The following is a 20,273-nucleotide window of genomic DNA, read 5'->3' on the forward strand; positions in this document are numbered from 1 at the left end:
GTTCCGTTCCAGCGGGAGCGCCGGGGTTACCTTGACCACGTGAATCAGGATCGAAGGGAGACCGGCCGTCTGGACCGGGCCGAGGGGGCCGTCCTCGGGTCGGCGGCGGGAGACGCGCTCGGAGCGCCCTACGAGTTCGGCCCGGCCGGTCAACTCTCCGCACGCGCCGAGGAGATGCGCGGGGGCGGCGGCTGGGATGCGGGCGAGGCCACCGACGACACGCAGATGGCGGTGCTCGTCGGCGAATCCCTGCTCGAACGGGGCCGCCTCGAACTCCCCGACATCTTCGCGCGGTTCCAGCGTTGGGCGGCGGGCGCGCCCAAGGACATCGGCCTCCAGACCGAGGACGTACTGACCAACGGCGAGTCCTGGGACTTCGCGGCGGCCCTGCACTTCCGGACCAACGCGCGGGCGGCCGGCAACGGTTCCCTGATGCGCGCCTCGACCTCGGCGGTGTACTTCGCGCCGGCCGGGCGGCAGGCGACCATGGACGCCGCCCGGCGGATCGCCGCCCTCACCCACGGCGACCGGGCGGCCTGGGAAGGCACCGCCGTCCTGCACGAACTCGTACGGATCGCCCTGGACGGCGGCGACCCGGTGACCTCGCTGCCCGACGTCCTCGACGCGGTGCACGCCGACCACCGCGCGCGGTACGCCCGGGTGCTCGCCCCCGACTGGCACCCCGACCTGGCCACCGAGTTCAACGGGGCGGTGTGGCCCTGCCTCGGCTCGGCGGTGTGGGCGCTGCGCACCACGTCCGGGTTCGCGCAGGCCATACGGGCCGCCGTGGACCTGGGCGGTGACACCGACACCGTCGCCGCCGTGACGGGCACCCTGGCCGGGGCGGTGTACGGAGCGACGGCCGTCCCCGCGGCGTGGACGGACCCGCTGCACGTTCCGCTGCCCGGGTTCGGCGACCGGGTCCTGGACGCCGGCGCGCTGCGCGTTATGGCGCGCAGACTCGCGGGCGGAGCGGGATCAGCGAGGGCGGGGTAAGGGGGCGAGGGGGGTCAGCCGCAGCCGCAGCCGCCGCATCCTCCGCAGCTGCTGCCGCCGTCGCCACCGCCGCCGCAGCCGGCGGTCGTGCCGGTGGTCGCCGCGGTGCCGGTGGCCGTGGTGCGGGTCCGCTTGCTGCGCTTCTTCGCCCATTCGTCCATTGCGCGGCGCGCCTCCTCCCCCTCTTGCCACCGCCGCGCCGCACGGTACGACTCCCTGGCCGGGCTCCACGGCGCCAGGCCGTGCCGCCGGCGGGGTGACAGGGGCGCGGCCGTGACGTAGGAGCTCAGCGTGCGGCCGTACGCGCCGTCGTGGACGGCGTACTCCAGGACGATCTCGGCGCCCTCGTACGGCGCCCCGTACAGCACCGCTTCGAAGGGTTCGCGGAAGGCGTCGATGTCGTGCGGTCCGGGGCCGGGCTGCTCCCCGTCCTTCCAGGCGGCCGGCAGGCGCGCTCCGCCCAGGGTGTCCTCCTTGCGGGGGCGGCAGGAGAGCAGGGGCCGGCCGGTGGTGTCGTCGGCGTCGGGGTACAGCCAGAGGCGTCCGGACGGCCCGGCCCGTACACCGACCACCAGGGCGGGTTGCGGTCCGCGGTACAGCCGTCGCGAGGCCAGGTCGGCGGTCCAGCCCCGGCCGAGGAGGGTGGTACCGGCGACCAGGAGCGGCAGGGCCACGCCCTGCTGGCCCACGGCGTCGTAGGGGGCGGCGGCTCCGTGTCCGCCGATGTCCTCCGTGATGCCGTCGACGAGGATGCCCACGGCGACCAGGCACAGGAAGGCGCCGCCCAGCACGGCGGGCATGCCGCGCCGGTCGTGGCCGCGCGGCAGTCGGTCCGGCAGGGGGAAGCGGGCCGGTCCGGCCGCCGCGCGGGCCGAGCGCTCCTGTCGGCGGCGGTCCCACAGCCGTACCAGCGACCCGACCAGCGCCCACAGGGACAGGGCGCCCGCCAGGACGACATCGGCGCGCCCGGAGGCGAGGTCCGGCGCCGATTCCGTCACGAGCACGGCGGCGGCCACGGCGGCGGCGCCCGGCAGGTACCGGTACCAGAACGGGAGGGCCGCCAGCAGGAGGGTCACGAGGTAGGCGTGCCAGGCCGTTCCGACCGCGTCCGCCGACCCTCCGGTCGACAGGGTCAGGGCGAACACGCCGGCCACGAGGCCGGCGAGGACCCGACTCCCGGCGGCGGGGGAGAAGATGCTCGGGGTGAGCTGCTTCCGCCACCGTTCGGAGTCAGCAACACCCCATGTCCGTATGCCAGTTGCCGGTTTCACGCCGGCAGGAAGGTGCTTGGCGTAGGCAATCATGCGCCCAGTATGGGAGCGCGGGCGGATCGACGGAACAGGGTTGTTCGAGCAGGCCCTGGGCGCCCCGGCGTCAGCCGCCCACCACCGCGTCCCGCGCGGGCTCCGCGATGAGGCGGCCCTCGGCGTAGCCGAGCGCGGTGGCCGACAGGGCGGCCGGACGTCCGCTGTGCAGGACGGTCAGGGTGCCGGTCGCGGGCAGCTCGGGCTGCGGGGCGAGCCCGATCCGGCGCAGGGCCTGTACGGCCACGGCCTCGGCGGAGCCGTGGTAGATCGGCTCCACTCCCCCGGTGCGGGCGGCGACGGCGGCCCGGATGGACCCCTCGACGAGTTCGTAGTGCGTGCAGCCGAGCACGATGTCCGTGACGTCTGACGGGGTGAGGGCGGCGGCGGCCGCCACGGCCCGCGCGACGGCGGCCTCGTCGGCGTACTCGACGGCGTCGGCGAGCCCCGGGCAGGGGACCTCGGTGACCGTGGCGCCGGCCGCGAACTCGCGGATCAGACCGCGCTGGTACGGGCTGCCCGTGGTGGCCGGGGTGGCCCAGATCGCGACCCGGCCACCGGCGGCCGCGGCGGGCTTGATCGCCGGGACCGTGCCGATGACGGGGATGTCGGGCTCCAGCTCGGCCCGCAGGGACTCCAGGGCGTGCACGGAGGCGGTGTTGCAGGCCACGATCAGCGCGGCGGGGCGGTGCGCGGCGGCGGCCCGTGCGACGGCGCGCGCCCGCTCGGTGATGCCGGCGGGGGTACGCGGCCCCCAGGGCATGCCGTCCGGGTCGGACGACAGCAGCAGATCGGCGTCGGGCCGCAGCCGACGCGTCGCGGCGGCCGCAGCGAGGAGGCCGATTCCGGAGTCCATGAGCGCGATCTTCACCTGGTCACCTTAGTCGACCGGCCCCTCGCGTCTCCGCGCGCCGAGGCGCCACACCCGTACGAAATCACCGCATAGCGTCCCAAAAAATCCCCGATACACATCCCGATACGACGATGTCGCGCGAGGCGGCGAGTGGGTCGCGCGACACCGCCCCCCGGCTTCGGCAGACTGCCGCCATGGGCCTCCTCCTCGCCGCCGCCTGTGCCTCCCTCGCCGCCTGGCTCTGGCTCACGCTCGCCCAGGGCATGTTCTGGCGTACCGACGTCCGTCTCCCCCCGCGCACCGCCCCCGCCCGCTGGCCCTCGGTCGCCATCGTGGTGCCCGCGCGGGACGAGGCCGAGGTGCTGCCGCGCAGCCTGCCGTCCCTCCTCGCCCAGGACTATCCCGGCGAGGCCGAGGTGGTCCTCGTCGACGACGGCAGTACGGACGGTACGGGCGAGCTGGCCGTCCGCCTCGCCGCTGAGTACCCCGGGCTGCCGCTCACGGTGGTCTCCCCCGGCGAGCCGCCGGCCGGCTGGACGGGCAAGCTCTGGGCACTGCGGCACGGCATCACCCACGCCCGCCGCGCCCACCCCGACGAACCCCAGTACCTGCTCCTCACCGACGCCGACATCGCCCACGAACCCGACAGCCTGCGCGAGCTCGTCGCCGCAGCGACCTCCGCCGACCTCGACCTCGTCTCGCAGATGGCGCGGCTGCGGGTGGTCGGCTTCTGGGAGCGGCTCGTCGTCCCCGCGTTCGTCTACTTCTTCGCTCAGCTGTACCCCTTCCGTCGGATCAACCGGCCGAGCGCCCGCACCGCCGCGGCGGCCGGCGGTTGCGTCCTGCTGCGCACCGAGACCGCCGTCCGCGCGGGGGTGCCGGACGTGATCCGGCAGGCCGTCATCGACGACGTGTCCCTCGCCCGCGCCGTCCGCGGCGCCGGCGGTCGGATCTGGTTGGGGCTCGCGGACCGGGTCGACAGCGTGCGCCCCTATCCGCGCCTGGAGGACCTCTGGCGGATGGTGTCCCGCAGCGCGTACGCGCAACTGCGCCACTCCCCCGCGCTGCTGGTGGGGACGGTGGCCGGGCTGGCCCTCGTCTACCTGGTGCCGCCGGTCGCGCTCGTGACGGGGATCGCGACCGACCGGCCGGCCGTCGCGTGCGCCGGGGGTCTCGCCTGGCTGCTGATGGCCGGCACCTACCTGCCGATGTTGCGCTACTACCGCCAGTCGGCCGTGCTCGCTCCGCTGCTTCCGCTCACGGCGCTGCTCTACCTGTTGATGACCGTCGACTCGGCGGTTCAGCACTATCGGGGGCGCGGAGCCGCGTGGAAGGGCCGAACCTATGCCCGCCCCACCGACGCCTGAAACCGGCGAGGAGCGGCTGTCGGTACGTCATCCGAGGTCACCGGGTTGTGACACCCCGTCAGCGACAACAGGGTGTATCCGCCAACCGGTGAGTACGAGCAATGACAAGGCGGGGCGCAAGTGACGAATCGTGCAGGTGAACGTCTGATGAAAGCTGGGGCTCTGACCTGGGAATATGCAGGTCAGGGCGGGGTTGACGGCACCTCGCTATGGACCCCGTGAAGTCGTGGGCTTAACTTAGGTCCCATGACCTCCCCCCGCTCCACTTATGGCGGCGGTTACTACTCCGCGCCCTCTTTCCCGGACACCCCCATCTACGACTCCCTCGTCGCCGAACGCGGCACTCCGCAGATCGCCCCGATCCGCGTTCCGGCCGCCTACGAGTCGCCCAGTGCCGGTTACGCGAGCGGTGGTTACCTGCCGGCCCTCCCTTCCGCTTTGCCCGCCCTGCCGCCCGCGATGCCCCAGCAGCAGGCGCCGGCGTACGGGTACCCGTACCCCCACCAGACGGCCCATCAGCCGCAGATGCCGGCGCCGATGCCCGTGCCCATGCCCCTCCAGCACGCGCCGGCGCCGTACATCCCGCAGCAGCAGCCGGTCCCGGTTCGCGGCGGGTACGTACCGCAGCCCCAGCCGCAGCAGCCCCGACCGGTCGCCGCCGGCACGGGGTACGAGGCGATGCGCCCGGCGGCCCCGCGCCCCGTGGCGTCCGCGGCGCAGGTCCCGTCGTACGAGGACCCGTACGGCCGCCCGTACCAGGGGCGCGGCTACTGAGGTGACGCGCGGGGCCGCTGTGCCCTGCGCGAAACCCGTTGAGTCGGCGGGCGGGGCGACTGAGACAATGCAGCCATGTCGAACCTGTACGTCCACTCGCTCCATGTCCATCCCGTCAAGGCCCTCGCCGGAACCGCGCCCGACGAGGCGCTCGTGGAGCCTTGGGGGCTGGCCGGTGACCGGCGCTGGGCGGTCGTCGACGTAGAGGGCTCGGTCATCACCCAACGCCAGCAGGCGCGGCTGGCGTTGGCCTCGGCGCGACCGCTGGACGGCGGTCGCGTCGCGCTGTCGGCGCCCGGGATGCCCGAGTTGGTGGTGGAGGTCCCGCAGCCGGGGCCGCTGGAGCCGGTCGTCCTGTTCGGCAAGAAGGTCGAGACCGTCGTCGCGGCGCCGGCCGCCGCCGACTGGTTCAGCGCGTATCTCGGGCTGCCCGCGCGGCTGGTGCACATGGACGACCCGGCCGTACGCCGCCCCGTGGACCCCACGTACGCGCTGCCCGGTGAGACCGTCAGCCTCGCCGACGCCTACCCGCTGCTGACGACGACCCTCGCCTCGCTGGACGCCCTCAACACGCTGATCTCCGAGGGCGAGCACCCCGAGGAGGGCCCGCTGCCCATGAACCGGTTCCGCCCCAATCTGGTGGTGGCCGGGGCCGAGGCGTGGGTGGAGGACGAGTGGCGGCGCATAGCGATCGGCGACGCCGTCTTCCGCGGGGTCCGCGAGTGCGGTCGCTGCGTCGTGACCACGACCGACCAGCGGACGGCGCAGCGCGGGCGGGAGCCGCTGAAGACCCTGGGCCGGCACCGTCGGATCGGGAAGTCGCTGGCCTTCGGGCGGCAGCTGGTGCCCGTCACGCTCGGCACGGTGCGGGTCGGCGACGAGGTCCGGATCCTGGAGTAGCGGCCCGGGGTAGCGGCCTGGAAGTAGCGGCCTGGAGTAGCGGCGCGGCACCCGGCACGGAGTTCCGGCCTGGAGGAGTGCTCGCGCCCGCCTTGACCACGGCGGGCGGAACAACACCTTCGAGGGGCTTCCGGTGTCCACTGGAACCAACGGACCGGGCGGGGCCGTTGCTGCATTCAGGACGTGTGATGACCCACCGGAGCCGCGTGCACCGGATCGGGTGACAGACGTCCCGCGCGTCCCGGAATGCGCGTCCACCGGGTATGCGGGAGGCTTGGACGCGCAGGCAGACCAGGACTCGCAGCGGCAGGGGGAGCCGGATCATGCGAACAGCAATGGGTGTGTGGCGGTGGCGGCGCAATCCACTGCGCCGGCGGACCGATCTCTTCGAGGCGTGGGTGGCGTTCGCGGCGCTCGTGTGTGTGCTGCTGGTGGCTCCGGCCGTGGGTTGGGCCGCGGGCCTGCGGGTGGACGGGACGTTGCAGCGGGCGGCGCAGGAGCAGCGGCACGAGCGGTACCTCGTGCCGGCCGTGGTGGTGCGGTCCGCCTCGGGTGCGCCGGCCGGCGCGGAGGCCGACGCGTCGGCGCCGCGCCCGTCGCCGGAGCGGACGCGGATCGTCGCCGCGTGGACGGCTCCCGACGGCAGCAGTCATCAGGGTACGGTCCCGGCGGCGGAGGAACCGCCGCTGCCGGGCGACCGGTTCCGGATATGGACCGACATCCGGGGTCGGCTCGTGGGGCAGCCCCTCGACCCGTCCTCCGCGTCCTTCCACGCGGGCGTGGCCGGGCTCGCCGCGGCGCTGACGGCGGCGGCGCTGGTGGAGACGGTCCGGCGGTTGGTCGTACGACGCCTCATGCATCGGCGGTACATACGGCTGGACCGGGCGTGGGCCGCGGCCGGGCCCGACTGGGGCCGGGCGGACGCCGGCAGCTGACCTGGCCACTCATCGGCCCCGCGCGCGCTACCGTGGACCGAGAGGCCGGTTCGGCCACTTCAGCCGCTGTGGACGGCGTCGGTCGCGGTGAACGGCTTCGGTCGCTCCGGCCGCTCCCGCAGCGCGAGTACGAGGGTGGGGGCACGACAGCACGATGGCTCAGGGCACGGTCCAGGTGACGCACGGCGGGGCCTCGCGGTGGCGGCGGCGCTCCGGTGACTATCCGACGCTGAGCGCGGCGCTGGCCGTCGCGGGCGACGGCGACGTGCTGTCGATCGCCCCCGGCACGTATCGGGAGAACCTGGTCCTGCGTCATGCCGTCACCCTGCGCGGGCCCGAGGGGGCCGTCGCCGGGTCGGTGCGCATCGCGCCGCTCGACGGGGTGGCGCTGACGGTGCGCGCTTCGGCGGTGGTACGGGACCTGTACGTGGAGGGGGCGGACGGGGCGGCGCCCGCGCTGCTGGTCGAGGAGGGTTCGCCGGAGCTGACGGACCTCCGCGTGCACACCCGTTCGTCGTCGGGGATCGAGGTGCGCGGCGGGGCCCGGCCGCTGGTGCGCCGGTGCACGGTGGAGAATCCGGCCGGGGTCGGGATCTCCGTCCTGGACGGTGGCGGCGGGGTGTTCGAGGAGTGCGAGGTGGTGGCGGCCGGGCAGGCCGGCCTCGCCGTGCGCGGCGGGCACCCCCGGCTGGAGCGCTGCCGGATCCATCACGCCACGGGTGCGGGGATCACGGTGACGGGCGAGGGCTCGGGGCTGGAGGCGCTGGGCTGCGAGGTGTACGAGATCAACGGCGCGGGGGTGCGGATCGCGGCGCGCGGCACGGCGAGCCTCACGGACTGCTCCGTGCACCGGACGTCGGCCGACGGGGTCACCCTCGACACGGACGCCGTGCTCGGCCTCGCGGGCTGCGACATCCACGACATCCCGGAGAACGCGGTGGACCTGCGCGCCCGTTCGGTGCTGACCCTCAGCCGCACCACCGTGCGCCGGTTCGGGCGCAACGGGCTGTCGGTGTGGGATCCGGGCACCCGGGTCGAAGCCGAGTCCTGCGAGATCCACGACAGTACGGGGGACTATCCGGCGGTGTGGATCAGCGACGGCGCCACGGCCTCCCTGACCTCCTGTCGGGTGCGGGACGTGCCGGACGCGGTGTTCGTGCTGGACCGGGGCTCGCGGGCCGAGGTCGTCGACAGCGACCTCTCGCAGGTGCGCAACACCGCCGTGTCGGTGAGCGACGGGGCCACGGCCCGGGTGGCGGACTGTCGCATCCGGGAGGCGGCGACCGGTGCCTGGTTCCGGGACCACGGGAGCGGCGGCACGGTGACGGATTGCACCATCGACGGCGTGCAGACGGGGGTGATCGTCACCAAGGGGGCCGATCCGGCCCTGGAGCGGTGCACCGTGACCTCGCCCACCGAGGCCGGTTTCTACGTGTCGGCGGGCGGCAGGGGCACCTTCACGGCCTGCCGGGTGAGCGACAGTTCGGGCTTCGGGTTCCACGTCATCGACGGCTGCCGCACCGACCTCGCCCGGTGCCACACCGAGCGCTGCGCGCGCGGCGGGTACGAGTTCTCGGAGGACGGGCCGCTGGCCGAGGGATGCACCTCGGACGGGTCCGGCCCCCGGTTCGCCGCGCAGGCCGCGGGCGCCGCTGCGGCGGGCGCCCGGCGGGCGCGCGCCCGGGAATCCGTACGGTCACGGCGGCGGGAGGCGCGGCGGCGGACCGGCCGCCGACGTGCCCGCGCCGCGCCCGACCGAGGGGCGGGCCGCGCCGGCCGTCGAGACCCCGGTGGGGACGCGCGGTGCGGGTGAGGCGCTGGGCCGGCTCGACGCGCTGGTGGGGTTGGACAGCGTCAAACGCGAGGTGCGCGCCCTCACCGACATGATCGAGGTGGGGCGCAGGCGGCAGCAGGCGGGGCTCAAGGCGGCCTCGGTGCGCCGACACCTGGTGTTCACGGGCGCTCCCGGCACGGGCAAGACCACCGTCGCCCGGCTCTACGGCGAGATCCTCGCCTCGCTCGGGGTGCTGGAGCGCGGCCACTTGGTGGAGGTGTCCCGGGTGGACCTGGTCGGGGAGCACATCGGCTCCACCGCCATCCGTACGCAGGAGGCCTTCGACCGGGCGCGCGGCGGAGTGCTGTTCATCGACGAGGCGTACGCGCTGGCGCCGGAGGATTCGGGGCGGGACTTCGGGCGCGAGGCGATCGACACGCTGGTGAAGCTGATGGAGGACCACCGGGACGCGGTGGTGGTCATCGTCGCCGGGTACACGGCGGAGATGGACCGGTTCCTGACGGTCAACCCGGGGGTGGCGTCCCGGTTCTCGCGGACCATCACCTTCGGGGACTACGGGCCCGAGGAACTGCTGCGGATCGTGGAGCAGCAGGCGGAGGAGCACGAGTACCGGTTGGGCGAGGGCACGGCGGCGGCGCTGCTGGCGTACTTCACGGAGCTGCCCAAGGGACCGGCGTTCGGCAACGGCCGGACCGCGCGGCAGACGTTCGAGTCGATGGTCGAGCGGCACGCGGGCCGGGTGGCGCAGCTCGCCGATCCGAACACCGACGAGCTCACGCTGCTGTTCCCGGCGGACCTGCCGGAGCTGCCGGCACCGACCCCGACCCCGGTGGAGACCGCGGCGGCGCCCTGCTGATCCGCCGGCCGGGACGCTCGTCGCGACCGGTCCCGATTCCCCGTCCCGAGGTGCGGACATCCGACGGCGCGCCGGCTATGGTGACCCGGCACACCGGCACCGCTCACACCGCACCACGCGCACCGACGCCGCTCACGCCCGCGCCACGCCCACCCGCGCCGCACCCCAAGGGGGTTCCGCCATGGCCCGCCGACTCCGCCCCGTGGACCTGGACTTCGTCGACACCGCTCCCGTGCGCCTGGAGTTCGACGCCCTCGTCGCCGCCTCCCCCGCGTCCGTGTACCGGGCGCTCGCGGAGGACGTGACGGGGTGGCCGCGGTGGTTTCGCGCCATCACGCTGGCCCGGCCGACCCACGGCGGCGCGGGCCGGGAGATCCGGCTGATGGGCGGGGTCCGCTTCCGGGAGACCGTCATGGCCGCCGACCCCGGGCGGCGCTACGCCTACCGGGTCGACGAGACCAACGTGCCGGGCGTGCGCGCCCTGTTGGAGGACTGGCGGCTCACACCCGAGCCGCACCCGGCGGCCGTCGAGACCGGCACCCGCATCCGGTGGGCCTTCACCGCCGACGGCCCGGCCGCGTTCCGCCGGGCGTTGACCGTCGTCCGTCCGGGCCTGGGCCGTTCCTTCCGCACGGCGGTCCGCACGCTGGACGGCCGGATCTCCGCCGGACGGCGCGAGGCCGAACGGTAGGCCGCTCGCGGGCCACCGTCAGGCCTCAGGCCGCCGGTTCGGCCCAGGTTCCCGTCGTCAGCAGCGTCTCGATCGTCTTCGCGTACGGGGTGATGTCGAGGCCCTGCGCGGCGAGCCATTCGTCGGAGTAGTACTTGTCGAGGTAGCGGTCGCCCGGGTCGCACAGGAGGGTCACGACGCTGCCCGTGCGGCCTTCGGCCACCATCTCCGAGACGATCTTCAGGGCGCTCCACAGGCCCGTGCCGGTGGAGCCGCCCGCCTTGCGGCCGATGGCCTGTTCGAGGGCGCGGCAGGCGGCGACGCTCGCCGCGTCCGGGACCTTCATCATGCGGTCGATGGCGCCGGGCACGAAGCTCGGTTCCATCCGGGGGCGGCCGATGCCCTCGATGCGCGATCCGCAGTCGCTGCTCGCGTGCGGGTCGCCCTGGGTCCAGCCGTCGAAGAAGCAGGAGTTCTCGGGGTCCGGGACGCAGACGCGGGTGTCGTGCTGCATGTAGTGCACGTAGCGCGCGATGGTCGCGGAGGTGCCGCCGGTGCCGGCGGTCGCGACGATCCACGTGGGCTCGGGGTACCGCTCCAGGCGCAGCTGCTGGTAAATCGATTCTGCGATGTTGTTGTTGCCGCGCCAGTCGGTGGCCCGCTCCGCGTACGTGAACTGGTCCATGTAGTGGCCGCCGGTGCGGGCGGCGAGGTCGGCGGACTCCTCGTACATCTTCATCGGGTCGTCGACGAAGTGGCACGCGCCGCCGTGGAACTCGATGAGCCGGCACTTCTCGGGGCTGGTGGTGCGGGGCATGACGGCGATGAACGGGACGCCGATCAGCTTCGCGAAGTAGGCCTCGGAGACGGCGGTGGAACCGCTGGAGGCCTCGATGACCGGGCGGCCGGGGCGCACCCAGCCGTTGCACAGGGCGTAGAGGAAGAGGGAGCGGGCGAGGCGGTGCTTCAGGGAGCCCGTCGGGTGCGTGGACTCGTCCTTGAGGTAGAGGTCGATGCCCCATTCCTCGGGGAGGGGGAAGCGCAGCAGATGGGTGTCGGCGGAGCGGTTGGCGTCCGCCTGGACCTTGCGGACGGCTTCCTTGAGCCAGGCGCGGTAGTCCGCGTCGGAGTGGTCGACGTCGACCGTCGTCACCGCGTTCGAGGCCGTGTGACCGGTGGTGTCGGTGGTGCTCATGCGCCCTGCTCCCTTGAATGTTTCGTGTGCCCCCTCTTTCGAAATGTACCCCCCTCACCTGCGCAAACGATTGCTTTGGGTTTCCATGCGGATCACTTTTGAGCGCGTTCGGTTGCACGGGGAGCGACGGTGGGTGACCCTGGTGGTGCGTCACCGAGGGTGCAGCACCCGTAACACTGATGTCGGGGAGTCGCAGCCGTGATAAGTCATGCGCGTAGGCACTGCGTCGTGGAACTGCAGGCCTTGCCGGTGCGGATCGGTCAGATCCGCCGGATCATTTCCGCACAACTGCGTCACTGGCAGCTCGACCCGCTCATCGACCGGGCCGCGCTGGGCGTGACGGAGCTGCTCAGCAACGTGCACCGCCACGCCCAGCCCGACAAGGTCTGCCGGGTCGAGATCGAACTGCGCCTCGGACGGGTCACCGTCTCCGTCCACGACAGCGATCCGCGGCTGCCCGTACGGCACGAGCCCTCGGCCGAGGGCCTGGAGACGTCCGGTCGGGGGCTCGCGCTCGTCGAGGCCGTCAGCGAGGCCTGGGGGGCGCGGCATCTGGAGGACGCGCCGGGCAAGGTGGTGTGGTTCTCCCTGCGCGCCGCCCCCGTCCCGGCCGCGCCGGCGACGGCGGTCCACATCGACGCCAAGAAGCCCGTACGGGAACCCGCCCGGCCCGTGCTCACCGCCGTCGACGCGCGGCCCCTCCCGGCAGCCGTGTCGGTATCGGCCTCGGCCGGTACCGGGCCCGGCTGACACCCCCGGGCCCCGGGCTCCCCCGTCCGGGACCCGGCCGGGGGAGCCGGGGCCCGGGGCAAGGGGCAGGGCCGGGGGCAGGCGTTGCCGTCCCGGCGGGCTCAGGCCGGCGTGCCCAGCGCCCCGAGCGGGTCGTCCAGGACCGGCTGCCACGCCAGCTCGGCGGCCCCGACCAGGCTGTTGTGGTCGAGGGTGCACGGCAGGATCGGCACGCCCCCGCTGCGCCCCCACAGGCTGCGGTCCGCGACCACCGCGCGCAGCCGCTCCGGGTCGGCGTACAGCAGTTCGCGGTGCAGGCCGCCCAGGATGATCCGGTCCGGGTTGAGGATGTTGACCAGGCCCGCCAGCCCCAGGCCGAGCCGGTCGATGAGTTCCTCGGCGGCCGTCCGTACGGTGGGCCGGGCGTACTCGGTGCGCAGCAGGTCACGGGCCTGCTGGAGCAGGGACACCTCCGGGCCGGGGGTGCGGCCCGCCGCCGTCAGGAAGGCCAGCGGGTCGGCCTCGACGTCCAGGCAGCCGCGTCCGCCGCAGTGGCAGGGGCGGCCCTCCGGGTTGACGGTGAGGTGGCCGACCTCCAGGGCCAGGCCGGCGCTGCCGCTGTGCAGGCGGCCGTCCAGGACCAGCGCCCCGCCGACGCCCCGGTGCCCCGTGGCCACGCACAGCAGGTGCTGGGCGCTGCGGCCGGCGCCGTGCCGGTGCTCGGCGAGCGCGGCCAGGTTGACGTCGTTGCCGGTCAGGGCGGGTCCGTCGATCCCGGCCGCCTTCACGCGCTCGGCGAAGACGGCCCGTACGGGAGAGCCGGCCGGCCAGGCCAGGTGCAGGGGGTTGAGGGCCGTGCCCTCGGGTTCCGCGACCGCCGAGGGCACGGCGAGGCCCGCTCCGATGCAGCGCCGCCCGGTCTCGGCCAGCAGCTCCGCGCCGGCCGCGACGACCGCGTCGAGGACCTGCGCGGGGTCGGCGGAGACGGTCATCTTGCCGGGGGCGGTGGCGACGATCCGCCCTCCGAGGCCGACGAGAGCGGCGCGGAACCCGTCGGGGTGCACCTGCGCGGCGAGCGCCACCGGGCCGTTCTCCTCGACGGCGAGCCGGTGGGAGGGGCGGCCCTGGGCGCCGCCGGCGCCGCCGGGGCGGGAGTCGACGCGGATCAGCCCGAGCGCCTCCAGTTCGGCCGCGACGGCTCCGGCGGTGGCGCGGGTGACGCCGAGTTCGGCCGTCAGGACGGCGCGCGTCGGGGCCCGGCCGGTGTGGACGAGTTCCAGAGCCGGGCCGAGCGCGCCGCGGCCGCGCTCCAGCCGGCTGCGCGCGGAGGCGGCGGAAGCGGCCGAGGCGCCGGAAGCCGCGGACATCGCGGCCGCCCCGGACCCCGCCGAGCCGGCGGACACCGTGGACACATCCCCGACCCTCGGCGGGGCCCCGTTGCCGTTCATGACATGGATCCTCGCATGATCGGGACACCGGGGGCGCCGGCGGGCACCGACACGGCACGCCACGGCACGCCGTGCCCTGGGCGTCCCCTATGCGTCGAGTCCGCCCACCCGCAGGGTGACGTTCAGCCGACCGGTCAGGCCGAGGTCCGGCGGCCCGGTGCCGGGCAGCACTTTGGGGACGCCGTGGTGGGCCATCCGGCTCGGGCCGCCGAACACGAAGAGATCCCCGCTGCGCAGCTCCACGTCCTGGTAGGGCCGGCCGCGCGTGACCGTGTTGCCGAAGCGGAAGACGCAGGAGTCGCCGAGGCTCAGCGAGACGACCGGGGCCGGGGAGCGCTCGTCGGCGTCGCGGTGCATGCCCATGCGGGAGTCGCCGGCGTAGAAGTTGATCAGGGCGATGTCGTACGCGTCCTCGGGCGGCGGGGGCGTCCCGTAGGCGGCGGTGACGGCCTCGCGGCCCAGCTCGGCGAGCCAGGCCGGCATCGGCTTGACGGGGGCCCCGTCGCCGTCGACGGCGGTGCGCGCGTAGCCGTACGGGTACCAGTGCCGGCCCAGGCAGACCTGCCGGGCGGTCATCGTGCCGCCGCCGGGGGTGTGGACGGTGCGCAGGCCGGCGGGCGGGCGGGCCCAGGCGCGGCAGGCGTCGAGCAGCTCGTGTTGGCGGCGCGGTCCGAGCCAGTCGGGCAGGTGGACGGCGCCGGGTGCGATCTCGGTCCGCTCGCGCGGGAAGAGTTCACCGTTCACTTCTCCATTGTCCGGCGGGCGGGCGGCCGGCAGACTCGCCGCGTGAAGATCATCGAATACGTGGAGGCCCTCGCGGGGGAAGGCGAGCTGCTCGCCGACGTGGCCGAACGGGCGGGCGTGGAGACCCCGGTGCCGACGTGTCCCGGGTGGCGGGTGGCCGATCTGCTGCGGCATACGGGTGCGGTGCATCGCTGGGCGACCGGGTTCGTGGCGGACGGCCTGGTGGAGCCGGTGCCGTTCCCGGACGGGCCGGAGCTGCCCGGGGCCGAGCTGTTGCCCTGGTTCCGGGAGGGGCACGCGACGCTGGTCCGTACCCTGACGGACGCCCCGGCCGACCTGATGTGCTGGACCTTCCTGCCGACGGCCCCGCCGTCCCCGGTGGCGTTCTGGGCGCGGCGGCAGGCGCACGAGACGACCGTGCACCGTTTCGACGCGCAGTCCGCGCTCGGGGCGGAGGCCGGCTTCGCCTTCGGGCCGGTGGGGGCGCGGTTCGCGGAGGACGGGGTGGACGAGCTGCTGACCGGCTTCCACGCCCGGCCGCGCAGCCGGGTGCGTACGGAGGAACCGCGCGTGCTGCGGGTACGGGCCTCCGACACGGGCGCGGTGTGGACGGTGCACCTGTCGAGGGAACCGGCCCGCACGGTGCGCGGGGACACGGGCGAGCCGGCCGACTGCGAGGTGACCGGTGAGGCGGCCTGGCTGTACGCCGCCCTGTGGAACCGGCTCCCGCTGACCGGACCCGGCGTCACCGGCGACGCGGCGGTGGCCCGGCTGTGGAGCGCGACGTCCGGGATCTGACGTCGGGGGCCGGCCGGTGGCGTGCTTGTGGGGGCCTGCGCGTGGGGTGACACTGCCCCGCATGAGCGGACGCACCACGGCCGAGCGGGACGCGGTCACCGTCGAGATCGGCTATGCCTTCGTCACCGGGTGCCTCGCCGCCGCACTCGTGTTCGCGGCCGGGTGCGCGGTCGCGTGGCTGCTGCCGCTGCCGGGCCGGGCGGCGGGCAACGCCGTGGTGGTGGCGGGGACCGTCCTGGCCGGGGTGGTCTTCGTGGTGCGGGTCGTGCGCGTCCTGTGGCGGTTCGGGCGCCGCGGGCCCGGGGCGGGGCCGGGAGCGAAAACCGGGACCGGCGGCGAGGGGGGTCAGCCGAGCGTGGAAGCGTAGTCGGTCCCGGCGCCGAACCGCACCGCCTCCCCCCGCACACGCCGCCGCCCGGCGCGGTGGCCCGCCCCGCCGCGCGTCGCGCGTCGAGGGCGGCCTCCGGGCCGGGCGGCGGGAGCTAGGGGGTGTCTTTCGGATCAGGCCGGGCTCGCGGTGGCCGGCACCGCTCCCTGATCCGGCCTGACCCGAAAGACACCCCCTAGCCGGGAACTCAGGCGCGGCCGTCGCGCGCCTGACGGGCGTCCAGCAGGTGCAGGGCCTTACGGGCCATCGGGTACGTACGGACCATGTCCGCCAGCGTCGTCGCACCCCGCGTGATCCGGGCGAACGCCAGCCAGGCCGGCCGGAATCCGGTGATCGCCGCGTGCAGCATCCCCGGACGGGACTCGAACACCGTCAACATCCGCTTGCCCACGGCCATTTCCACCCCGAGCCCGGCCTTGACCGCGAAGGCGTAGTTCAGGGCCTGACGCCGCGCGTCCACCGCGTCCTGCGCCTCGGAGATCTTCACGGCCCACTCCCCCGCGAGCCGTCCCGAGCGCAGCGCGAACGAGATGCCCTCACGCGTCCACGGCTCCAGCAGCCCGGCCGCGTCCCCCGCCACCAGGACCCGGCCGCGCGACAGCGGCGAGTCCGGCGTGCGGCAGCGCGTCAGGTGCCCGGAGGAGACGGCGGGCTCGAAGCCGGCCAGGCCCAGGCGGGCGATGAAATCGTCCAGGTACCGCTTGGTGGCCGCGCCCTCCCCCTTCGCCGAGATGACGCCGACGGTGAGGGTGTCCCCCTTGGGGAAGACCCAGCCGTAACTGCCGGGCAGCGGGCCCCAGTCGATGAGGACCCGTCCCTTCCAGTCCTCCGCCACCGTGGCCGGTACCGGAATCTCGACCTCCAGGCCCAGGTCGACCTGGTCCATCTCCACCCCGACGTGCGCGCCGATGCGGCTCGCGCTGCCGTCCGCGCCGACGACGGCGCGGGCCAGGACCGTCTCGCCGTCGGCGAGCACCACGGCGACCGTGCGCCGGTCGGGCACCGCCGCCCCGTGCTGCTCGACGCGGCTGACGGCCGTGCCCGTCCGCACGGTCGCGCCGGCCTTCTCGGCCTCCGCGACCAGCGCGGCGTCGAACTCGGGCCGGTTGATGAGCCCGAAGAGCATGCCCTTCGAGCGGCGGGTGCGCGTCAGCTTGCCGTTCAGGGAGAAGGTGACCGCGTGGACGCGGTCCTGGAAGGAAAGCACGAAGCCCGGCGGCAGGGCGTCGCGCGAGGGGCCGATGATGCCGCCGCCGCAGGTCTTGTAGCGCGGCAGTTCGGCCTTCTCCAACAGCAGGACGCGCCGGCCGGCCGTGGCCGCCGCATGCGCCGCCGAGGCGCCGGCCGGTCCGGCGCCGACCACCACGACGTCCCACACCTCGCCCGTGGTCGCCCCGTCCCCCGTACCCTCCGCCGCGGCCGGCGTCGTCCCCTCGTCCGCCCCCTGAGCGGCCTGCCCTGCGCTTGCGCCGTGTACGTCGTCGTCGCTGCTCACGATGTGCTGCTGCTCCTGATCACGCGGTTGCTCGGATGCCGTGGAAATCCTACGGCGAGACTGAGACCGGGCCCTCTGTGCGAGGATCGATGCCGGCTTCACCTTGTTCTTGTCATACCGCTGTACCCGCTGCTTTTGTCATACCGCCGTACCTGCCGTACCCCGGCACCCATACAACGTCGCACCCACGAGGAGCGTGCCCATGTCCCAGAATCCGATCGCCGAGACCGTCGCCTCGCTGATGCCCCGCGCCAAGGCGGAGCTGGCCGAGTTGGTGGCCTTCCAATCGGTCGCGGACTGGGCGCAGTTCCCCCAGAGCGAGAGCGAGGCCGCCGCGGCCTGGGTGGCGAACGCCCTGCGCGTCGAAGGCTTCCAGGACGTCGCGCTGCTCGACACCCCTGACGGCACCCAGTCCGTGTACGGCTTCCTGCCCGGCCCCGAAGGCGCCCCGACCGTCCTGCTGTACGCGCACTACGACGTGCAGCCGCCGCTGGACGAGGCCGCCTGGATCTCCCCCGCCTTCGAGCTGACCGAGCGCGACGGCCGCTGGTACGGGCGCGGCGCGGCCGACTGCAAGGGCGGGTTCATCATGCACCTGCTGGCGCTGCGCGCGCTGAAGGCGAACGGCGGCGTGCCGGTCTCGGTGAAGGTGATCGTCGAGGGTTCGGAGGAGCAGGGCACCGGTGGCCTCCAGCAGTACGCCGAGGCGCACCCGGAGCTGCTGGCCGCCGACACCATCGTCATCGGTGACGCGGGCAACTTCCGTCTCGGCCTGCCCACCGTCACGGCCACCCTGCGCGGCATGACCCTGATCAAGGTCAAGATCGACACGTTGGGCGGGAACCTGCACTCCGGCATGTTCGGCGGCGTCGCCCCCGACGCGCTCGCCGCGCTGATCCAGCTGCTCGCCTCGCTGCGCTCGGCCGACGGTTCCACGACCGTGGACGGTCTGGCGTCGGACGCGGTGTGGGAGGGCCTGCAGTATCCGGAGGCCGACTTCCGCGCCGACGCGAAGGTGCTGGACGGGGTCGAGCTGATCGGTGAGGGCACCATCGCCGACCGGCTCTGGGCCCGGCCCGCCGTCACCGTCCTGGGCATCGACTGCCCGCCGGTGATCGGCGCGACCCCGTCCGTGCACGCGAGCGCCGGCGCGCTGATCAGCCTGCGCGTGCCGCCGGGCGTGGACACCGCCGAGGCGATCAAGCTGCTGGAGGCGCACCTCGTGGCGCACACCCCGTGGAAGGCCCGCCTGGAGCTGGAGGTCGTCGGCCAGGGCCAGCCGTTCCAGGCGGACACCGACAGCCCGGCGTACGCGTCGATGGCGGCGGCGATGAGCGTCGCCTACCCCGGCCAGGAAATGCAGGTCAGCGGTATGGGCGGGTCGATCCCGCTGTGCAACACCCTGACCTCGCTCTACCCGGACGCCGAGATGCTGCTGATCGGCCTGAGCGAGCCGGAGGCCCAGATCCACGCGGTGAACGAGAGCGTGTCCCCCGAGGAGCTGGAGCGACTGTCGGTCGCGGAGGCCCTGTTCCTGGTGAACTACGCGGAGTCCAAGCGCGGCTGACCCGCCGGCGGTACGCGGATTTCGCCCGGGGCGCACTACGCCCCGGGCGTAGTCCGCTCCTGGTGAAGTCCCGCGCGCGAAGCCGGTACGGGTGTCTACGTTCTCCCGCATGGATCTCGTAGAAGTGCTCCCGAACCGGCTCCACATGCTCCGCTTCCCGATCGGCCAGGCCTACCTCTGGCAGGACGGCGAAGCCCTCACCCTCATCGACGCCGGTCACGCCGGATCGGCCGACGCGATCGAGGAGGCGATACGTTCCCTCGGGCTGCTGCCCGAGCGGCTGGAGCGGATCGTCCTGACGCACTGCCACCGCGATCACGTGGGCGCGGCCGGCGAACTGGCCGCCCGCCGGGACGCCCGGGTGTGGGCTCACCGCCTGGACGCCCCCGTGATCCGGGGCGAGTTGCCCGTACCGGAACCGGCCTTGTTGGACTGGGAACTCCCCCTGTACGCACAGGGGTTGACAGTTCCGGAGGCCCCGCCGACCCCGGTCGACCGGGAGTTGGAGCACGGCGAGGTGCTGCCCTTCGGCGAAGGGGCGGTGGTGGTCCACGCCCCGGGCCACACTCCGGGCAGCATCGGCCTGCACCTGCCTCGGCACGGCGTCCTGTTCACCGGCGACTGTGTGGCCGGGGTGGGGCAGGTGATGTTGGGCGTGTTCAACGTGGACCGCGTTCAGGCCATGGCGTCCTTCCGCCGCCTGGCCGAACTCGCCCCGTCCGTGGCCTGCTTCGGGCACGGCGACCCATGGGTGACCGACACGGCGCAGACGCTGCTCGCGGCGGCGGAGTCCGCCGAGGCGGCGGGTTGAGAGCAGCCTCCGGAGGGACTACGTCTGCGGCTTGGCTCGGACGTGCATGCGTTCGCCCTGCCTGCCGAAGAGGCTGAGCACCTCGACGGGCCGCCCGTCCGCGCTGCTGAACCAGTGGGGCACGCGGGTGTCGAACTCGGCGGCCTCGCCGGGTCCGAGTGTCAGGTCGTGGTCGCCGAGGACGAGCCGCAGCCGGCCGTCGAGCACGTACAGCCACTCGTAGCCCTCGTGCGTACGCCGGTCGGGCTCGGAACCCCGGTCGTTGATGATCATCTTGTACGCCTGGAGGGGCCCCGGGGTCCGGGTCAACGGGACGACCGTGCCGCCGTTGGGCAGGGGGTGCGGCTTCAGCCGGACCCGGGGATCCCCCACCTCCGGGGCGCCGACGAGGTCGTCCAGCGGCACCCGGTACGCGCCCGCCAGCGGCAGCAGCAGCTCCAGGCTCGGGCGGCGCTGCCCCGACTCCAGCCGCGAGAGGGTGCTCTTGGAGATGCCCGTCTCCTCGGAGAGCGCGGCCAGGGTCAGACCCCGCTGGGCGCGCAGCCGCTTCAGTCGGGGGGCGACCTCGTCCAGGACCGTCTGGTAGGGCTGCGGTGTGTCCATGGAGGCATTCCACCCCGGTTTCCCGGAATCGGCAACGGAAGTTGC

The 20,273-nt window shown here is 74.1% G+C and carries 18 protein-coding genes and 1 pseudogene; 12 read left to right on the forward strand and 7 right to left on the reverse strand.

The genetic code is table 11. From position 1 onward, the window contains the following. The first annotated feature begins 39 nt into the window (after window positions 1-39). Complete coding sequence (locus M4D82_RS04610; protein ID WP_249764802.1) at window positions 40-996, forward strand: ADP-ribosylglycohydrolase family protein; 957 nt, start codon at window positions 40-42, stop codon at window positions 994-996. 14 nt (window positions 997-1,010) lie between these two features. On the opposite strand, the gene M4D82_RS04615 is transcribed toward M4D82_RS04610, so the two are convergent. Then, the gene (locus M4D82_RS04615; protein WP_249764803.1) at window positions 1,011-2,267 is read right to left on the reverse strand and encodes a hypothetical protein; all 1,257 of its coding nucleotides are present in this window, start codon (window positions 2,265-2,267) and stop codon (window positions 1,011-1,013) included. Between the two features lie 103 nt (window positions 2,268-2,370). Continuing rightward, entirely contained in the window at window positions 2,371-3,171 is an 801-nt protein-coding gene (locus tag M4D82_RS04620) for a glutamate racemase (RefSeq protein WP_249764804.1), read from the reverse strand. A gap of 176 nt (window positions 3,172-3,347) precedes the next feature. On the opposite strand from M4D82_RS04620, the gene M4D82_RS04625 reads away from it, so the two are divergent. The 6 genes and pseudogenes from M4D82_RS04625 (at window position 3,348) to M4D82_RS04650 (ending at window position 10,471) form a co-directional block, all read left to right on the forward strand. Further along, a complete protein-coding gene (locus tag M4D82_RS04625) occupies window positions 3,348-4,520 on the forward strand; it encodes a glycosyltransferase (RefSeq protein WP_249764805.1) in 1,173 nt (390 codons plus the stop codon). A gap of 246 nt (window positions 4,521-4,766) precedes the next feature. Further along, window positions 4,767-5,294, forward strand: a complete 528-nt coding sequence (locus M4D82_RS04630; RefSeq protein ID WP_249764806.1) for a DUF6643 family protein — start codon at window positions 4,767-4,769, stop codon at window positions 5,292-5,294. Window positions 5,295-5,369: 75 nt separating this feature from the next. Next, window positions 5,370-6,194: an MOSC domain-containing protein gene (locus tag M4D82_RS04635; RefSeq protein ID WP_249764807.1), complete on the forward strand. Its 825-nt coding sequence runs from the start codon at window positions 5,370-5,372 to the stop codon at window positions 6,192-6,194. Between the two features lie 323 nt (window positions 6,195-6,517). Beyond that, a complete protein-coding gene (locus M4D82_RS04640; protein ID WP_249764808.1) occupies window positions 6,518-7,129 on the forward strand; it encodes an Rv1733c family protein in 612 nt (203 codons plus the stop codon). A 154-nt stretch (window positions 7,130-7,283) separates the two neighbouring features. Further along, window positions 7,284-9,780, forward strand: a pseudogene (locus M4D82_RS04645) (right-handed parallel beta-helix repeat-containing protein). Window positions 9,781-9,961: 181 nt separating this feature from the next. Then, window positions 9,962-10,471, forward strand: a complete 510-nt coding sequence (locus tag M4D82_RS04650; RefSeq protein WP_249764809.1) for an SRPBCC family protein — start codon at window positions 9,962-9,964, stop codon at window positions 10,469-10,471. 25 nt (window positions 10,472-10,496) lie between these two features. On the opposite strand, the gene cds1 is transcribed toward M4D82_RS04650, so the two are convergent. Next, window positions 10,497-11,645 carry an L-cysteine desulfhydrase Cds1 gene (gene cds1, locus M4D82_RS04655; protein ID WP_249764810.1) on the reverse strand — a complete coding sequence of 383 codons (1,149 nt, stop codon included), beginning with the start codon at window positions 11,643-11,645 and terminating at the stop codon, window positions 10,497-10,499. A 198-nt stretch (window positions 11,646-11,843) separates the two neighbouring features. Here cds1 and M4D82_RS04660 point away from each other — a divergent pair, with 198 nt between their 5' ends. Then, window positions 11,844-12,395 carry an ATP-binding protein gene (locus M4D82_RS04660; RefSeq protein ID WP_249764811.1) on the forward strand — a complete coding sequence of 184 codons (552 nt, stop codon included), beginning with the start codon at window positions 11,844-11,846 and terminating at the stop codon, window positions 12,393-12,395. Between the two features lie 101 nt (window positions 12,396-12,496). Here the strand turns inward: M4D82_RS04660 and M4D82_RS04665 are convergent, their stop codons facing one another. Together M4D82_RS04665 and M4D82_RS04670 are read right to left on the reverse strand one after the other, a co-directional pair. Further along, a complete protein-coding gene (locus tag M4D82_RS04665) occupies window positions 12,497-13,741 on the reverse strand; it encodes an ROK family protein (protein ID WP_249771459.1) in 1,245 nt (414 codons plus the stop codon). Between the two features lie 168 nt (window positions 13,742-13,909). Beyond that, window positions 13,910-14,566, reverse strand: a complete 657-nt coding sequence (locus M4D82_RS04670) for an alpha-ketoglutarate-dependent dioxygenase AlkB family protein (RefSeq protein WP_249764812.1) — start codon at window positions 14,564-14,566, stop codon at window positions 13,910-13,912. Between the two features lie 42 nt (window positions 14,567-14,608). On the opposite strand from M4D82_RS04670, the gene M4D82_RS04675 reads away from it, so the two are divergent. Next, entirely contained in the window at window positions 14,609-15,364 is a 756-nt protein-coding gene (locus tag M4D82_RS04675; protein WP_249764813.1) for a maleylpyruvate isomerase family mycothiol-dependent enzyme, read from the forward strand. A 61-nt stretch (window positions 15,365-15,425) separates the two neighbouring features. Further along, window positions 15,426-15,731, forward strand: a complete 306-nt coding sequence (locus tag M4D82_RS04680) for a DUF6332 family protein (protein ID WP_249764814.1) — start codon at window positions 15,426-15,428, stop codon at window positions 15,729-15,731. 208 nt (window positions 15,732-15,939) lie between these two features. Here M4D82_RS04680 and M4D82_RS04685 read toward each other — a convergent pair whose 3' ends face one another. Beyond that, complete coding sequence (locus M4D82_RS04685; protein ID WP_249771461.1) at window positions 15,940-17,130, reverse strand: geranylgeranyl reductase family protein; 1,191 nt, start codon at window positions 17,128-17,130, stop codon at window positions 15,940-15,942. Between the two features lie 319 nt (window positions 17,131-17,449). Between M4D82_RS04685 and M4D82_RS04690 the strand changes: the two genes are divergently transcribed. Together M4D82_RS04690 and M4D82_RS04695 are read left to right on the forward strand one after the other, a co-directional pair. Beyond that, window positions 17,450-18,814 carry a dipeptidase gene (locus tag M4D82_RS04690; RefSeq protein WP_249764815.1) on the forward strand — a complete coding sequence of 455 codons (1,365 nt, stop codon included), beginning with the start codon at window positions 17,450-17,452 and terminating at the stop codon, window positions 18,812-18,814. 109 nt (window positions 18,815-18,923) lie between these two features. Next, window positions 18,924-19,625, forward strand: a complete 702-nt coding sequence (locus M4D82_RS04695) for an MBL fold metallo-hydrolase (protein WP_249764816.1) — start codon at window positions 18,924-18,926, stop codon at window positions 19,623-19,625. An 18-nt stretch (window positions 19,626-19,643) separates the two neighbouring features. Here M4D82_RS04695 and M4D82_RS04700 read toward each other — a convergent pair whose 3' ends face one another. Then, window positions 19,644-20,228 carry a helix-turn-helix domain-containing protein gene (locus M4D82_RS04700; RefSeq protein WP_249764817.1) on the reverse strand — a complete coding sequence of 195 codons (585 nt, stop codon included), beginning with the start codon at window positions 20,226-20,228 and terminating at the stop codon, window positions 19,644-19,646. Window positions 20,229-20,273 lie beyond the last annotated feature (45 nt).

It is taken from the genome of Streptomyces sp. RerS4 (genome assembly GCF_023515955.1).
Lineage (GTDB): Bacteria > Actinomycetota > Actinomycetes > Streptomycetales > Streptomycetaceae > Streptomyces.

Excerpts from the sequence above, each read along its gene's own strand:
- M4D82_RS04695 (WP_249764816.1), top strand. The coding sequence starts at position 18,924 with ATGGATCTCGTAGAAGTGCTCCCGAACCGGCTCCACATGCTCCGCTTC.
- M4D82_RS04625 (WP_249764805.1), top strand. The coding sequence starts at position 3,348 with ATGGGCCTCCTCCTCGCCGCCGCCTGTGCCTCCCTCGCCGCCTGGCTC.
- M4D82_RS04700 (WP_249764817.1), bottom strand. The coding sequence starts at position 20,228 with ATGGACACACCGCAGCCCTACCAGACGGTCCTGGACGAGGTCGCCCCC.
- M4D82_RS04640 (WP_249764808.1), top strand. The coding sequence starts at position 6,518 with ATGCGAACAGCAATGGGTGTGTGGCGGTGGCGGCGCAATCCACTGCGC.
- M4D82_RS04665 (WP_249771459.1), bottom strand. The coding sequence starts at position 13,741 with ATGTCCGCGGCTTCCGGCGCCTCGGCCGCTTCCGCCGCCTCCGCGCGC.
- M4D82_RS04690 (WP_249764815.1), top strand. The coding sequence starts at position 17,450 with ATGTCCCAGAATCCGATCGCCGAGACCGTCGCCTCGCTGATGCCCCGC.
- M4D82_RS04635 (WP_249764807.1), top strand. The coding sequence starts at position 5,370 with ATGTCGAACCTGTACGTCCACTCGCTCCATGTCCATCCCGTCAAGGCC.
- M4D82_RS04630 (WP_249764806.1), top strand. The coding sequence starts at position 4,767 with ATGACCTCCCCCCGCTCCACTTATGGCGGCGGTTACTACTCCGCGCCC.
- M4D82_RS04650 (WP_249764809.1), top strand. The coding sequence starts at position 9,962 with ATGGCCCGCCGACTCCGCCCCGTGGACCTGGACTTCGTCGACACCGCT.
- M4D82_RS04680 (WP_249764814.1), top strand. The coding sequence starts at position 15,426 with ATGAGCGGACGCACCACGGCCGAGCGGGACGCGGTCACCGTCGAGATC.
- cds1 (WP_249764810.1), bottom strand. The coding sequence starts at position 11,645 with ATGAGCACCACCGACACCACCGGTCACACGGCCTCGAACGCGGTGACG.